Below are 14,286 nucleotides of genomic sequence, written 5' to 3'. Positions count from 1 at the left end.
GCGTGAAGAACAGTCTCTTTCTTATGTTTTCAAAAGAACGTTTTAATTCTTTATTCCGGTTCTTTTCAGTAAAGCATCAATGCTTGGAGCTTGTCCGCGGAAGTTGATGTACAACTTCATAGGATCGTCGGTGTTTCCTCTTTCCAAAATACTTTTACGGAAAGATGTTGCAGTTTCCTTATTGAATATTCCTTTGGCTTTAAACACAGAGAAAGCATCGGCATCCAATACTTCCGACCATTTATAGCTATAATATCCGGCAGCATATCCACCCGAGAATATATGGCTGAAAGTAGTTGACATACAAGCACCTTCCACAACCGGCAACATAGCCGTGCTTTCCATAGCCGCTTGTTCAAACTCTATTATATTGCCTGCGAATGGTTTGTTCAGTGTATGCCATGCCATATCCAAGAAACCAAACGACAACTGGCGGTAGCACATATATCCTGCATTATAGTTAGAGGCATTAATCAACTTCTGTACCAAAGCATCGGGCATAATTTCGCCTGTTTTATAGTGTTTTGCAAAACGGTTCAGGTATTCTTTTTCGGTCAACCAGTTTTCCATTACTTGCGAAGGCAGCTCAACAAAGTCGCGCGAAACAGCTGTTCCCGAAAGGCTTTCGTAAGTACAATCCGTTAGCATACCGTGCAAAGCATGTCCAAATTCGTGCAAGAAAGTTTCAACTTCGTCAAAAGTAAGCAAAGCCGGTGCTGTTTCGGTTGGACGAGTAAAATTCATTACAACAGAAATATGAGGGCGCGAGTCTTTGCCGCCTTTCTTATATTGTCCTTTATACGACGTCATCCATGCTCCTTGGCGTTTACCCTCGCGTGGGTGGAAATCGGTGAACAGTACCGAAAGGTATTGTCCGTCTTTATCGAATACATCAAAAGCTTCAACTTCCGGATGGTAAACAGGTATCTTAGTGTTTTTCTTGAACGTCAATCCATATAAATCGGTAGCCAAGCCAAAGACGCCTTTTTTCACGTTTTCGAGTTCAAAATAAGGACGTGTAACTTCATCGTTGACATTATATTTGGCATCTCTCAATTTTTCGGAATAATAAGACCAGTCCCAAGGTTGTATCTCTACTTCTTTACCTTCCATTCCTACGGCAAAACCCTGTACTTCGCGTACATCGGCCAAAGCTGCCGAAGCATATGCTTTATGCAGGTCGTTAAGCAAATTGTAAACGCTGGTTTTATCTTTTGCCATCTTGTCGCGAAGGCTGAATGCCGCATAATCAGAATAACCTAAGATGTTTGCAATTTGCAAACGTAGGTTTGCTATATTTTTTACATTCTCTTTATTATCAAATTCACCGCCAACAACACACTTTGTTACGTTTGCCATATAAATTTTTTCACGTAGGTCGCGACGCGAAGAATATTTCATGAACGGAACATAGCTGGGAGCCGTTAAATCTATCACCCAACCAGTTTTGCCTTTCGATTTTGCTTTTATAGCCGCCGCATCGCGTACAGACTGAGGAAGGCCAGCCAAATCGGCTTCGTTTGTCAGGTGCATTTCGTATTTATTAGTTTCTTTCAAAGCATTTTGCCCAAAAGCTAACGAAGTTTGGCTTAAGGCTGCCGACAATTCGCGATACTTTGCTTTATCTGCATCCGACAGGTTTGCACCGCTATCTTCAAATCCTTTATAAATTTTTTCAACCAAACGGATTTGTTCAGGATTCAATCCGCTACTGTTTCTCTTATCGTAAACCACCTTCACACGTTTAAAAAGACCTTCATTCAGGCTTACATTGTTTGAGTGTTCCGATAACATCGGAGATATCTCCATCGACAGTTTCATCATCTGGTCGTTACTCTCGGCACTCAACAAATTGAAGAAAACATGGCTCACTTTGTCCAATATTTCGCCCGAATACTCCAAAGCCAAAATTGTATTATCGAAAGTTGCTTCGGCTTTATTGGCAACAATCTTGTCGATTGCTTTTTGTTGTTCTTCAATACCTTTTTCAAAAGCAGGCTTGTAATGCTCTATCTTTATTTTATCGAAAGGAGGTGTTCCGTGTGGTGTTTTATACTCCTTCAGGAACGGATTTTGTGCCTGTACGGCGCTTAGTGTTGTCATAAACAAAATAGCTAAAAAGACTTTTTTCATATATGCTTTTTTGGGGTTAATTTTATTTTTAAGGTTCAAAGATAGTGAATTTAAGCCAAGCAGGCTAATATCAAACCAGTTGTTGTATAGCATTTCAGCCTAAAAAAATGGCTACCAGATTCAATAATAGAACTCCGATCTGTATTCTGTGATATTTCCGCAAGCATCTTCGGCAACGAACACAAATTGATGATTTGTATTCGTTTGAGCCATTATATCGTCAAAAATATAGGTATATACAGTCGATTTCACATCATGTGTAAACAAAACAAACCTCCCGTCGATGGTACCTCTGAAAGATTTTACTCCACTCAGGTTATCGCTCAGCCTCACTTTTATGGATTTCTGTGCCACCCATTTTTTTTCGGCCACAGGTTCAATTTTTGGAGGGGTATCATCGTAATAAACGGCATATTCATCGCCAAACTCACGGATGGATGCCCGCATATATCCTCCATCATATTTGCCTCCAATCCAACTCATTTTTCCGTTTTTCAGCTGAACTATACCATATTTGGAAGCATCTGCGATGGACTTCGTTATTTGTATTCTCATTTCTGCGTTTTTGTCTAAAGCAACAGGTCTGTTATTAACCCTGTAAACGTCCGACAGATATTTATCGGAAGCCTGCTGCCTCAAATCGAAACAAAGGTCGGAATACAAATTTCCTAAAGGTATCTTCAAGGAAAAAGTTTTACCTTCATAACGGTTTATCTTGTTCCAAAACATGGGTGTAGCACATTGGGCAGGTGAGGCAATAGTCTGTTTTTTGCCTTGTATGCTGAAATCGTAGCGAGTTTGATTCCCATAATAGTCCGATATAAGGTAGTAGCACGGATATTCCCTTTCTTCATTTATGGAGACATATCCTCCGCTACCGGAACGATAAAAGGGTAACTTATTGCCCGGCTCAACAAAAGACTTCATATAAAATTCTTTGCCTCTTCTCCACGACTCAAAATCAACAAACGAATTTAACATCCGGTTTTGATCGAAACTGAAAGATTGTAGTTCGGAACAAAAAACTTCCTTGCCATCAACAAATAGTTTTACGGCCTGTACCCCATAAATATTGCTTGTGCCCGACATGCGGTCGTAAGCCTTCACGCCAAACCCGATAGTACCCCATGCTTCAATGGGCATTTTAAGCGGCAGATGCTCTCCTTTTTTTGTTTTGCCGACCGATTGCTTTAATTGGCGCACAGAATTGTTTACACATCCTTTCCCTTCAACAGGAAAAACAGCTATCCCGCGGATTTCGGGCGATGCCACGTCCTTTATCAGATGCTTGTAATATTGTAAAGGGTCAAGAATCTTTTCCGTTTTAGAGTCGCGTATCTCAAAGTGCAGGTGCGGGCCTCCCGAAGAGCCGGTATTCCCGCTGTAAGCAACAATATCGCCTTTTTTTACTTTTATCGGGTTTGCTTTCAGGTACAAATCTACCCTGAAACTTTCCCGTTTATACTGCTCTGCTTTAATATATTGTGCAATTTCAGGCGCAAAACTGTTTAAATGCCCATACACACTGGTATGTCCGGTGGAAGGATGGTCTATATACAGAGCCAGCCCGTATCCGCTTGGCGAAACATTAATCCTCGAAACATAACCATCGGCAACGGCATAAATAGGTTTATTGACAACACCTTGTGTTTTAAAATCCACCCCCGTATGGAAATGGTTGTTGCGCAGTTCGCCGCAGTTTGCACTCAGCAATAAAGGTATATCAAGGGGGCTTCGGTAGTTTTGTGCAAATGAAATATTATTTGTCATTATCAGCGATAAGGCAAACAATATTGTACATAGTTTTCTCATGCCTGTTTTGTTGCCAATCGGTTAATTTAATGTTTTGTCAATAATGTCTTTTGCTACCTCGGCTTTCGATTTCAACGGGAAATCCTGACGTTCGCCCGTTCGGTTTATAATCGCTATCTTGTTGGTGTTGTGCTTAAATCCTGCCCCGGCGTCATTGAGCGAATTCAATACGATATAATCGAGATTTTTTTTCTCAATTTTCAAGAGCGCATTCTGTTCTTCGTTATTAGTTTCGAGAGCGAAACCAATAAGCCGCTGATTTTCTTTTTTTATAGCACCCAACGATGCAGCTATATCTTTATTGGGCACAAGTGTTAATGTCAGACTGTCGCCCGTACGTTTTATCTTCTCGTCGGCTACGGCAACCGGACGATAGTCGGCCACTGCTGCACAGAGGATAGTTGTATCCGAATCAGGAAAGTTATTCATAGTCTCCTGATACATTTCGTCGGCCGACTCAACATCTACCCGCCTGATATTTGGATGATTGCATTGCAAGGACACAGGCCCAGCCACCAATACTACTTCGGCACCCCGGTGGGCGCATTCTTCGGCAAGGGCAAACCCCATTTTCCCGGACGAATAATTGCCAACAAAACGAACAGGATCTATCTTCTCGTAGGTAGGACCTGCCGTTATCAGCACTTTTCGCCCTTTCAACGAATCTTTTCTTCTGAAAAAGTTTTCTATATATTCGGCTATTTTTTCGGGTTCTTCCATCCGCCCTTTACCAATAAGATGGCTGGCAAGCTCGCCCGATGCGGGTTCTATTATATAGTTGCCATAAGCTTTCAGTATATCAAGGTTTCGCGCTGTTGAAGGGTGTGCAAACATATCCAGATCCATTGCCGGAGCTACCACAACGGGAGCCTTCATCGACATGTAAGTAGTTATAAGCATATTATCGGCTATTCCGTTTGCCATTTTCCCGATTGTGGATGCCGTTGCGGGTGCAACAACCATCAAATCGGCCCACAAGCCCAACGACACATGGCTGTGCCACTCTCCGCTGTTGGCAGTGAAGAATTCGCTTACCACAGGTTTGTTTGTCAGTGTCGACAGGGTTACGGGCGTTATAAACTCCTTGCCGGCCGGTGTTATCACCACCTGTACTTCAGCTCCTTTTTTTATTAACAAACGAGCCAATGTTGCTGCCTTAAAAGCAGCTATACTACCTGTTATTCCTAATACTATATGTTTACCGTTCAGTGGCATTTTCTAAATATTATTTACATTCGTAATGTGTTACCCCACAAAAGTACAAAATAAAATTTTATAGATTTCGGTTTAAATAAAGCATTTCTAAATCCATATTTTATGTGTAAGTTTGAATCTTGAAACAAGATAGCGTAAAGTTTTAAGCATGGATAAAAAAGATTTAAGAATTGTTTATATGGGAACCCCCGATTTTGCAGTCGAGAGTTTGCGGGTTTTGGTCGAAAACGGTTATAATGTTGTAGGTGTAGTCACCATGCCCGACAAACCCAGCGGACGGGGGCACAAAATTCAATATTCGCCCGTCAAAAAATACGCTTTAGAAAACAACCTTCCTCTTCTACAACCCGAAAAACTGAAAGATGAAAATTTCCTGGCCGACCTTAGGGCATGGAATGCCGATCTGCAAATAGTGGTTGCCTTCCGCATGTTGCCCGAAGCTGTTTGGAACATGCCCCGTTTAGGAACTTTCAACTTACATGCTTCATTATTGCCTCAATACAGGGGGGCAGCGCCTATAAACTGGGCTGTAATAAATGGTGAAACCGAAACAGGGGTTACAACCTTCTTCCTCACCCACGAGATTGATACAGGTAAAATCATCCTGCAAGAAAAAACACCAATCGCCCAATCGGATAATGTGGGCAAGATACACGACCGATTGATGACCATAGGCTCGCTACTTGTCCGGAAAACAGTAGATTTAATCTTGGAAAATAAAATAGAAACCATTCCTCAGGAACAATTTTATAAAAACGAATCGGAACTGAAAGCCGCTCCCAAAATATTTAAAGAAACTTGCCGTATCAACTGGGCGCAACCTACGGAAAAGGTTTACAACCTCATCCGCGGACTATCGCCCTACCCTGCGGCATGGACAGAACTTCATTCGCCCGATAAAGAACCCGTAAACGTAAAAATATACGAAGCCGAAGTTATCAGAACAGATAAAAAACAAGCAGCAGGTAGCATTTTCACCGATGGAAAGGGATATATAGACATAGCATGTACCGATGGAATGATACGAGTACTAAGTATTCAGATGCCCGGAAAAAAAGCGATGAAAACAGACGAATTGCTAAGGGGATACAAATTTACGGAGGGAAGCTGTTTTAAATAATAAGAACTATACGTAAGCATCTATGCAGAGGATAATTAAATCGGAAAACATACAGAAGGACCTGAAAGCTTTGCTTGCAACAATACCTTACGACAAAATATTTGTTCTGACCGACCAAAACACACAAAAGCTGTGCCTACCTCTGATTGAAGGCGTTGAAGAAATTCGTGAGGCAGAACAAATATCCATTCCGGCAGACGATGATAACAAAACCCTCGATACCCTTACCCAAATATGGCAATATTTAACCCAAAACAATGCTACACGCCATTCCTTAATGATAAATCTGGGTGGTGGAATGGTTTCAGATATTGGTGGTTTTGCCGCTGCATGCTTTAAACGAGGCATACGGTATGTGAATATACCCACAACTCTGTTGGGTGCTGTTGATGCTGCCATAGGAGGTAAAACAGGGGTAAACTTTGGGGGTCTGAAAAACGAGATCGGGGCCTTCTATCCGCCCAAAGCCACGTTAATAGAGGGTAACTTCTACAAAACCCTCGAACATAAAGAAATACTATCGGGCTATGCCGAAATGATAAAACACGGACTGGTATCTGACAAGAAAACTTGGGCTAAGCTTTTAAACTTCAACATCTACGATATAGACTACCCTCTGTTGAGCGACCTTATCTTAGAATCGGTGATTGTTAAAGAAAAAATTGTAGAGCAAGACCCTTTAGAAGAGAATATCCGTAAAACACTGAATTTAGGGCATACCACAGGCCACGCTTTCGAAAGCCTTGCCCTACGGATGGGGCAACCCGTTCCACATGGTTATGCCGTGGCTTGGGGGCTGGTATGCGAGCTTTATCTCTCTACGAAACAATGCGGGTTTCCCAAAGACAAATTCCTGCAAACTATGTATTTCATAAAGGAAAACTATGGTACGTTCCCTTTCTCTTGCAAAGAATATGATGCTTTGTTCGATTTAATGAAACACGACAAAAAAAATAAAACGGCAGACAAAATCAATTTTACCCTTCTTCAAGATATAGGCATTGCCCAAACAGACCAAACGAGCAACAAAGAAGAAATTTACGAATCGTTCGACTTTCTCCGTGAAAGCATGGGGATGTAAGTGTTTTGATTATCAACGTTCAAAAACACCCTTGCGCAATTTCCCCTCCAATATATCTAACGTCTTTCAAAATAAGAAACAATGGGTAGATGGTCGCTATATCCGTTCAGAAAAATATTACCCGAAAACGTACGTAATGGATACCCTTTGTATTTTCCCTGTTTTTGAAGTAAAAAATCAAAACGGCATACCTCCGCTTTGGTGAATGCAAGCCCTTTATTTTTCCCGGATGGTGCAATAAGTGATTCTGAAATAATAAATTGGTCGTACATATTCCACCACCCTTGATAGCAATACGTGCCGATCCCTTTCTTGTATATATTCCACATCGGATTGTACAATCCTCCTTTTTTCACATCGGTTTTATTCCTTTTGGCATTAAGAATAACCCTGCATGAACGATTATCGGGGTTATCGTTAAAATCGCCCATTATCACAATTTTTGCTTTAGTATTGCTCTGGAGGATGGAATCGGCTATCCGTTTGGTTAGCTTTGCAGCATAATCCCTTTGTTCTACATTTCGTTTATCTTTGCGCGATGGCCAATGATTCACAATGATATGTAGAGTGTCTCTTTGGTTTAAGACACCCTTAACCAAAAGCTGATAACGGGTTCTGACCTGTTGGTTTTTAATTTTATTGAGAGGATACGCTTTGGAGGAAAGGACTTTAAATACCTTAGCCTCATAGATTAAAGCTACATCTATCCCTCTGGCATCGGGCGATTCATGGTGAACAAAACCAAACTTACGTTTAGCAATATGCTTGTTTCTTATCAGGTCGGTCAAGGCTTGTTTGTTTTCAACTTCGCCCACGCCGAGTATTGTGATTCCTTCCGGGCAATGCGGTTTGCCAAGTTTATCAATTACAAAAGCCAGATTATTTATCTTTTTCTTGTAACGGTCTTTTGTCCATCGTTTATTACCCGTGGGGGTGTATTCCCAGTCATATTTGCCCGTATCGTGGTGAGTGTCGAACAGATTTTCCAGATTGTAAAAAGCAAAAGCAAATCTTTTTTCTTGAGCAGTAGATGTACTGCTACTCAAAAACAAAAGGACTACAACAGTAAGAATAATCCTATTCGATATCACACTTTTACTTATCTTTCGTGTTCATATAAACAGCCAATCCACCGTGCGAAGTTTCTTTATATAAGCTCGGTAAATCATGCCCTGTTTGATTCATGGTGCGGACAACCTTATCGAAGCTAACCAGATGCTTACCATCCGACAGCATGGCGTAAGAGCAAGAGTCGAGCGCGCGGATAGCCGCAAAAGCATTACGTTCAATGCAAGGCACTTGAACCAATCCGCAAACAGGGTCGCAGGTTAAACCCAAATGGTGTTCAAGCCCCATTTCAGACGCATATTCTATCTGCGAGGTTGTTCCTCCAAATATCTGTGTTCCTGCCGCTGCCGCCATAGCACAGGCAACGCCTACTTCGCCTTGGCAGCCTACCTCAGCCCCCGATATCGAGGCATTTGTTTTTACTATATTACCCACAAGGCCGGCTGTGGCCAGCGCATGCAGAATCCTTTTTTCGCTCAATCCGCCTTTGCGTGTATAAAGATGGTATAAAACAGCAGGCAGGATACCACTCGAACCACAAGTGGGAGCCGTAACGATACGTCCTCCGGCGGCATTCTCCTCGGATGTGGCCAAGGCGTATGCAAAGAGCAAAGCGCGACTTTTCATAGAACCCTGATAGCTGATAGCTTTAACGTAGTAAGACGATGCCTTTCTTTGCAAAGCCAATCCACCGGGCAGAAGCCCTTCTTCGTCAAGTCCTTTTTGTATAGTCGATTCCATTACTTGCCATACCTCATGCAAATAATCGAAGATGCTTTCGCCTTCAACATCGCGGACGTATTCCCAAAACGACTTTCCTGTTTTCTGACACCATTGCAGAATCTCGTACATGGTTGTCAGCTCGTAAATCGAATCTTTCTTTTCTTCTCTCGTGGTTTGGTTCTCAAGACTACCCCCACCCACACTATATATCTCCCATGAATCTATGACTTCTCCATTAGAGGCAATAGCTTTAAATATCATCCCATTAGGATGGAAAGGCAATTCAATATCCGGCGTCCATATTATCTCCACTTCTTTGGGCGCCAATTCGTCTATTATAGCTGTATCGGTGAGGTGACCTTTGCCTGTGGCGGCAAGGCTACCATAAAGCTCAACAACGAAAGAGACCGCCATTGGATTTTTTTCCTTAAATATATGCGCGGCTTTTCTTGGCCCTATCGTATGGCTACTTGAAGGGCCATTACCTATTTTGAATAAATTTCTGATTGATTCCATATTTTTATTAAAGTCTAAATCTTATTGAAGTTCCAGATAAGGATAATCGGCATTCAGCATGTACGCTGCTTCAAAGTCTTTATACGCTAACTTATCATTTCCAAGACCCTTATAAACCATACCCCGGCAAAAAAGAAACACATACGATTGTGGATATTGCATTATTTTTTCCGTAAAAAGCAACAGAGCCTTCTTATAGTATCTCTCGGATTCTGTTTTGTTTCTTAATTTGGCATAGGCATCGCCCATATACCAATAAATATTTGCCGATCCGGGTCTTTTCTTTAGTTGATTCTTACCTCTCCATATTATCTCTTTGCAAGATGAAGTTAAAGGTAATCCTTTTTTTTCTAATATCCGGAGTTTCCTGTAATGTAAATCCATATTATTAGGATTTATTCTCAAACCCTCGTAGGCATAATGAATAGACGAGTTTAATTCTTTTTGAACCCAGAAATAATCGCTCCAGTTATGAAAAACAGTTTCCTGCGGACAACCATACAATTCGGCCTTATATAAATCGTTTTTAGCCTCATCGAACAACCTATTGTTTATATAAGTGGCCAATCTGTTGCAATATGAAACATAGTTAGCCGAATCGAGCCTTATCGCTTCTTCGAAATCTTTATTGGCAAGTTCGTCGTATCCTATTGCCGAATATACGCCTCCTCTATTACTGTAAACTACCGAAACAGGATCGAGTTCTATCAGTTTAGTGAAAGCCCCTATCGACAGATTAAACTTATCCATATAAAAGTAGGCTACCCCACAATAATGATATGGTACGGTAAAGTGTGGCGAGGATATTATCTTTTTTGTCGAATATTCTACTGCTTCCTGATATTTTTCTTTCTGAATATATTCTTCCGCTAAGGTAGTACAAAATTTCACTTCTTGCGCAGAAGTCATGGTTGGGGATATAAAGAGGTATGTTAGCAGTAAAACGTGTAATACAAAACGCATTTTTTAACGGTTAATTCGTATTAGGCAGCAAATATACTACTTTATATTTTTAGTTGCAGAAAGAGTCTTTTTCTATGTTTATGAATTGGCAAAATATAAATAAAGCCTTACAAAATGCAAGGCTTTATTTGTGTATGTGTATATTTTTTATTTAAGTGTATTTTTTATTACATCAACAACCCTTTGTAGTTCTTGAGTAGTTAATATCGACCCAGAAGGCAGACATAAACCAATATCGAACAAATGCTCGGAGGTTCCATCGCCATAGAAAGGGCAATCGGCAAAGATTGGCTGCAAGTGCATCGGTTTCCATAATGGACGAGACTCTATATTGGCAGCATCGAGAGCCAAACGAACATCCTCGCGTGTTTTTCCGTTAGTCAATTGAGGGTCAATAAGAATTGACGTCAGCCAATAATTGGAGAAATAATCAGCCGATGGTTCTGTCTGAAACGTTATTCCTTTAATATCGACTAAGGCCTCCCTGTAAAATTGATTATTGGCACGTCTTTGCTTAACACGTTCTTGTAATACAAGCATTTGCCCTCTACCCACACCGGCAACAACGTTACTCATCCGGTAGTTATATCCTATATGTGAGTGTTGATAATGGGGTGCTGCATCACGGGCTTGGGTGGCAAGAAATTTCGCACTGTCGGCATATTGTTTGTTCTTAGCAATAAGGGCTCCTCCTCCGGATGTAGTTATTATTTTATTGCCATTAAAAGAAAGGGCTGATATTTCGCCTATCGTACCACAATGCTCCCCTTTATAAGTAGAGCCAAGAGCTTCGGCAGCATCTTCAAGTATCGGAATTTCGTATTTCTGGGCAATAGCACAAATAGCCTCCATATTACTTGGCATACCATATAGATGCACAGGCACGATTGCTTTCGGCTTTTTGCCTTTTGATATACGGTCTTTGATAGCTATTTCAAGGTGCTGAGGCGACATATTCCATGTATCTTTTTCACTATCAACAAACACTGGAGTGGCTCCCTGATATGCTATAGGGTTTGCCGATGCCGAGAAAGTGAAACTTTGACATATAACTTCATCACCGGCTTTCACTCCCAACAAAACCAAGCCTAAATGTAGGGCTGCTGTTCCTGCCGAAAGGGCTGCCGCATGCACACCACCACCAAGATAAGCCGATAGGTCGGCTTCAAATCCGTCTACATTGGGTCCTAAAGGTACTACCCAATTAGTATCGAAGGCTTCTTTTACAAAGTCTTGCTCTTTCCCTCCCATATGAGCAAGGGAAAGCCAAATACGTTGATTATTCATTATTTATTGTTTTATATATTTTACAAGGATTACCTACAGCCATTACATTATCCGGAATATTTTTACGGATAACGGAGCCAGCCCCAACAACACACCATTTTCCGACTTTAACCCCCGGAATTATTACTGTTCCAGCTCCAATGAATGTACCTTCACCAACTTCTACATTTCCGCAAAGGTTACATCCGGGTGCAATGTGTACAAAATCATGTATTATACAATCATGATCTACTGTTGCCCCTGTGTTAATTATGGCATGTCTTCCTATCTTCACTGAGGATTGTATGACTACTCCCTGCATGACAACGGTTCCATTCTCAATAAGAGCAGTATCTGAAATAATTGCAGATGTGGCTAATGCCTTCCCATAATTAATATTCTGAAGTTTTTCTTCTACTTTTTTTCTTATAGCATTATTTCCTATGCTGATAATCAGAGGAGAACTAACTTTATCATGAACAACTGGGGTTCCCAATACTTCGGAAATGCTCAGATTATCATCGTATACACTTGTAACTGAGATATTCATCGACTTAAGAATATCTATAATTACTTTTGCGTGCCCACCTGCTCCATATAAATAAATGTTCTGCATAAAAAGCCTATTCGTTCCCTTTAAATTTTTCCATTGTAACACTTGTTCCTGAACTTATTCCTTCCGATTTGAACACTTTTACAAAAGTGTACCATAAAATTTTCAAATCAAGGAAGAAAGATATGTTATCAACATACCAAACATCGTATTCGAATTTTTGTTGCCAAGAAATGGCATTACGTCCATTTACCTGTGCCCATCCCGTAATACCCGGACGGACTTCATGCCTACGAGCCTGTACATCGTTGTACAAAGGCAAGTATTCGACCAACAAAGGGCGTGGTCCGATAAGACTCATATCTCCCTTTATTACATTCAGCAACTGAGGTATCTCATCTAATGATGTTTTACGGATAAAAGAACCAACTGCTGTTAAACGTTCAGAATCAGGTAAAAGATTTCCATTTTTATCTTTTTTGTCGTTCATTGTCTTAAACTTGATAACTTTAAAGATTTCATTCTTTCTACCAGGTCTTTGTTGAAAAAAGAACGGTTTCCCGTCATTTGCTATAAACAAGAATATAGAAACAATAATAAAGATTGGAGATAATACAATAAATCCAACCAAAGACAATATGAAATCTAAAAAACGTTTAAAACAGTGCTTATACATTCTGACTCTTTTTTTCCAATGACTTATACTCCTCCAATAATGCCTCCCACACTACTTTTTGTTCATAACGAGAAACGATTAGATTTCGGACATTTTTCTTTAATTTAAACATAAAATCCTTATTTGTCAAATATAATTCCATTGCTCTGTAAATAGCATCAGAATCTTTTACAGGAATAATGTTTCCGTTTTCTCCTTCGATGATGATTTCATTACAACCATTTATATTTGTAACAATTGAAGGCAACCCCATTGCTCCGGCTTGCATTACAACATTAGGAAATCCCTCTCTGTAACTGGGAAAAACTAAAGCATCAGAGATAGCCAGATAAGGTCTCACGTCCGATTGCCAACCAACAGCAATAACATTTTCACATTCGTCTATTATCTTTAAAGTATTTTCTTTTAGGGGGTCTAAATCAGATTCTAATGGACCAACCAATAATAGTTTTGTGTTGGGGAATTTAATATTTATTATTCCGAAAGCTTCTATTAGTTCATTTATCCCTTTATCTGTAACAAGGCGGCCAACAAAAATAAACACAAGATCTTTATTACCAATATTTAATTCTTGTTTTAATTTATATCTATCTTCATCATTATATAAGGTAGGATCAAAAAAAGATGTATTTATTCCATTTGAACTTCCATTGCCTATCACCTTTAATTTTTTTTCGGAGCAAAATTGTTCTTTTATTATAATTTCTTTTAATCCCATAGAGTTCGGATATACTCGAGTTGAGCATACATATGTTATTTTTTCTACAAGATTTAATAGTTTTCTTTTATTTCCTTTGGCCTCCAATAAAGGTAAGCCTGCAACTGTATGTAGTCTGTTTGGTACTTTGGCTAACCATGCAGCAATCATGCCAATTGTTCCTGCCTTAGGGGTATGCGTGTGTACGAATAAAGGCTTTTCTTTTTTCAAGAATCCATACAGCTTCCATAATGCTTTTAAGTCTTTTATTGGGGTTATTTTTCTTGTCATTTCTACGCAGAAAGTCCTCACCCCTTCTTTTTCCCCTACTTTATTTAAATAGTTATTATCTGAAGAAACCGCTACAACCTCATAATATTTCTTCATGAAAGACATCTGTCTATCCAAAAGTTTATCCAGGGAGATTGGTATTGTTGTTATACGGATAAGTTTAGGCATTTTA

General features: G+C 40.1%; 12 protein-coding genes. 2 read left to right on the top strand and 10 right to left on the bottom strand.

All coding sequences use genetic code 11. The features are described from left to right. Positions 1-42: 42 nt before the first annotated feature. From M2132_RS03500 to coaBC, 3 genes are all read right to left on the bottom strand, one after another. On the bottom strand, positions 43-2,133 hold the full coding sequence (locus M2132_RS03500) for a M3 family metallopeptidase (protein WP_280671387.1): 2,091 nt from the start codon (positions 2,131-2,133) through the stop codon (positions 43-45). Between the two features lie 120 nt (positions 2,134-2,253). Further along, positions 2,254-3,945, bottom strand: a complete 1,692-nt coding sequence (locus M2132_RS03495) for a M23 family metallopeptidase (protein WP_280671385.1) — start codon at positions 3,943-3,945, stop codon at positions 2,254-2,256. Between the two features lie 21 nt (positions 3,946-3,966). Continuing rightward, positions 3,967-5,160 (bottom strand): bifunctional phosphopantothenoylcysteine decarboxylase/phosphopantothenate--cysteine ligase CoaBC, encoded by a 1,194-nt coding sequence (gene coaBC / locus M2132_RS03490; RefSeq protein ID WP_280671383.1) that lies wholly within the window; start codon positions 5,158-5,160, stop codon positions 3,967-3,969. A 148-nt stretch (positions 5,161-5,308) separates the two neighbouring features. Between coaBC and fmt the strand changes: the two genes are divergently transcribed. After that, complete coding sequence (gene fmt / locus M2132_RS03485; RefSeq protein ID WP_280671382.1) at positions 5,309-6,280, top strand: methionyl-tRNA formyltransferase; 972 nt, start codon at positions 5,309-5,311, stop codon at positions 6,278-6,280. Positions 6,281-6,302: 22 nt separating this feature from the next. Beyond that, complete coding sequence (aroB, locus tag M2132_RS03480) at positions 6,303-7,361, top strand: 3-dehydroquinate synthase (RefSeq protein WP_280671381.1); 1,059 nt, start codon at positions 6,303-6,305, stop codon at positions 7,359-7,361. A 56-nt stretch (positions 7,362-7,417) separates the two neighbouring features. On the opposite strand, the gene M2132_RS03475 is transcribed toward aroB, so the two are convergent. The 7 genes from M2132_RS03475 to M2132_RS03445 form a co-directional block, all read right to left on the bottom strand. After that, positions 7,418-8,452: an endonuclease/exonuclease/phosphatase family protein gene (locus M2132_RS03475; RefSeq protein WP_280671380.1), complete on the bottom strand. Its 1,035-nt coding sequence runs from the start codon at positions 8,450-8,452 to the stop codon at positions 7,418-7,420. A gap of 4 nt (positions 8,453-8,456) precedes the next feature. Next, positions 8,457-9,668: an L-serine ammonia-lyase gene (locus M2132_RS03470; RefSeq protein WP_280671379.1), complete on the bottom strand. Its 1,212-nt coding sequence runs from the start codon at positions 9,666-9,668 to the stop codon at positions 8,457-8,459. A gap of 21 nt (positions 9,669-9,689) precedes the next feature. Beyond that, entirely contained in the window at positions 9,690-10,631 is a 942-nt protein-coding gene (locus M2132_RS03465; protein WP_280671378.1) for a hypothetical protein, read from the bottom strand. A gap of 147 nt (positions 10,632-10,778) precedes the next feature. Next, the gene (locus tag M2132_RS03460) at positions 10,779-11,918 is read right to left on the bottom strand and encodes a DegT/DnrJ/EryC1/StrS aminotransferase family protein (RefSeq protein ID WP_280671377.1); all 1,140 of its coding nucleotides are present in this window, start codon (positions 11,916-11,918) and stop codon (positions 10,779-10,781) included. Then, positions 11,911-12,504: an acetyltransferase gene (locus M2132_RS03455; protein ID WP_280671513.1), complete on the bottom strand. Its 594-nt coding sequence runs from the start codon at positions 12,502-12,504 to the stop codon at positions 11,911-11,913. Before M2132_RS03455 ends, M2132_RS03460 begins: the two co-directional genes overlap by 8 nt. 16 nt (positions 12,505-12,520) lie before the next feature. Continuing rightward, on the bottom strand, positions 12,521-13,126 hold the full coding sequence (locus tag M2132_RS03450) for a sugar transferase (protein ID WP_280671376.1): 606 nt from the start codon (positions 13,124-13,126) through the stop codon (positions 12,521-12,523). Then, positions 13,119-14,282: a glycosyltransferase family 4 protein gene (locus M2132_RS03445; RefSeq protein ID WP_280671375.1), complete on the bottom strand. Its 1,164-nt coding sequence runs from the start codon at positions 14,280-14,282 to the stop codon at positions 13,119-13,121. Before M2132_RS03445 ends, M2132_RS03450 begins: the two co-directional genes overlap by 8 nt. Positions 14,283-14,286: the final 4 nt, after the last annotated feature.

This window comes from Dysgonomonas sp. PH5-45, assembly GCF_029893235.1.
Taxonomy (GTDB): Bacteria; Bacteroidota; Bacteroidia; order Bacteroidales; family Dysgonomonadaceae; genus UBA1309.
This window is presented reverse-complemented; position numbering and strand designations above follow the sequence as displayed.

Coding starts and splice junctions, on each gene's coding strand:
- M2132_RS03500 (WP_280671387.1), bottom strand. CDS start 2,133: ATGAAAAAAGTCTTTTTAGCTATTTTGTTTATGACAACACTAAGCGCC.
- M2132_RS03495 (WP_280671385.1), bottom strand. CDS start 3,945: ATGAGAAAACTATGTACAATATTGTTTGCCTTATCGCTGATAATGACA.
- coaBC (WP_280671383.1), bottom strand. CDS start 5,160: ATGCCACTGAACGGTAAACATATAGTATTAGGAATAACAGGTAGTATA.
- fmt (WP_280671382.1), top strand. CDS start 5,309: ATGGATAAAAAAGATTTAAGAATTGTTTATATGGGAACCCCCGATTTT.
- aroB (WP_280671381.1), top strand. CDS start 6,303: ATGCAGAGGATAATTAAATCGGAAAACATACAGAAGGACCTGAAAGCT.
- M2132_RS03470 (WP_280671379.1), bottom strand. CDS start 9,668: ATGGAATCAATCAGAAATTTATTCAAAATAGGTAATGGCCCTTCAAGT.
- M2132_RS03465 (WP_280671378.1), bottom strand. CDS start 10,631: ATGCGTTTTGTATTACACGTTTTACTGCTAACATACCTCTTTATATCC.
- M2132_RS03460 (WP_280671377.1), bottom strand. CDS start 11,918: ATGAATAATCAACGTATTTGGCTTTCCCTTGCTCATATGGGAGGGAAA.
- M2132_RS03450 (WP_280671376.1), bottom strand. CDS start 13,126: ATGTATAAGCACTGTTTTAAACGTTTTTTAGATTTCATATTGTCTTTG.
- M2132_RS03445 (WP_280671375.1), bottom strand. CDS start 14,282: ATGCCTAAACTTATCCGTATAACAACAATACCAATCTCCCTGGATAAA.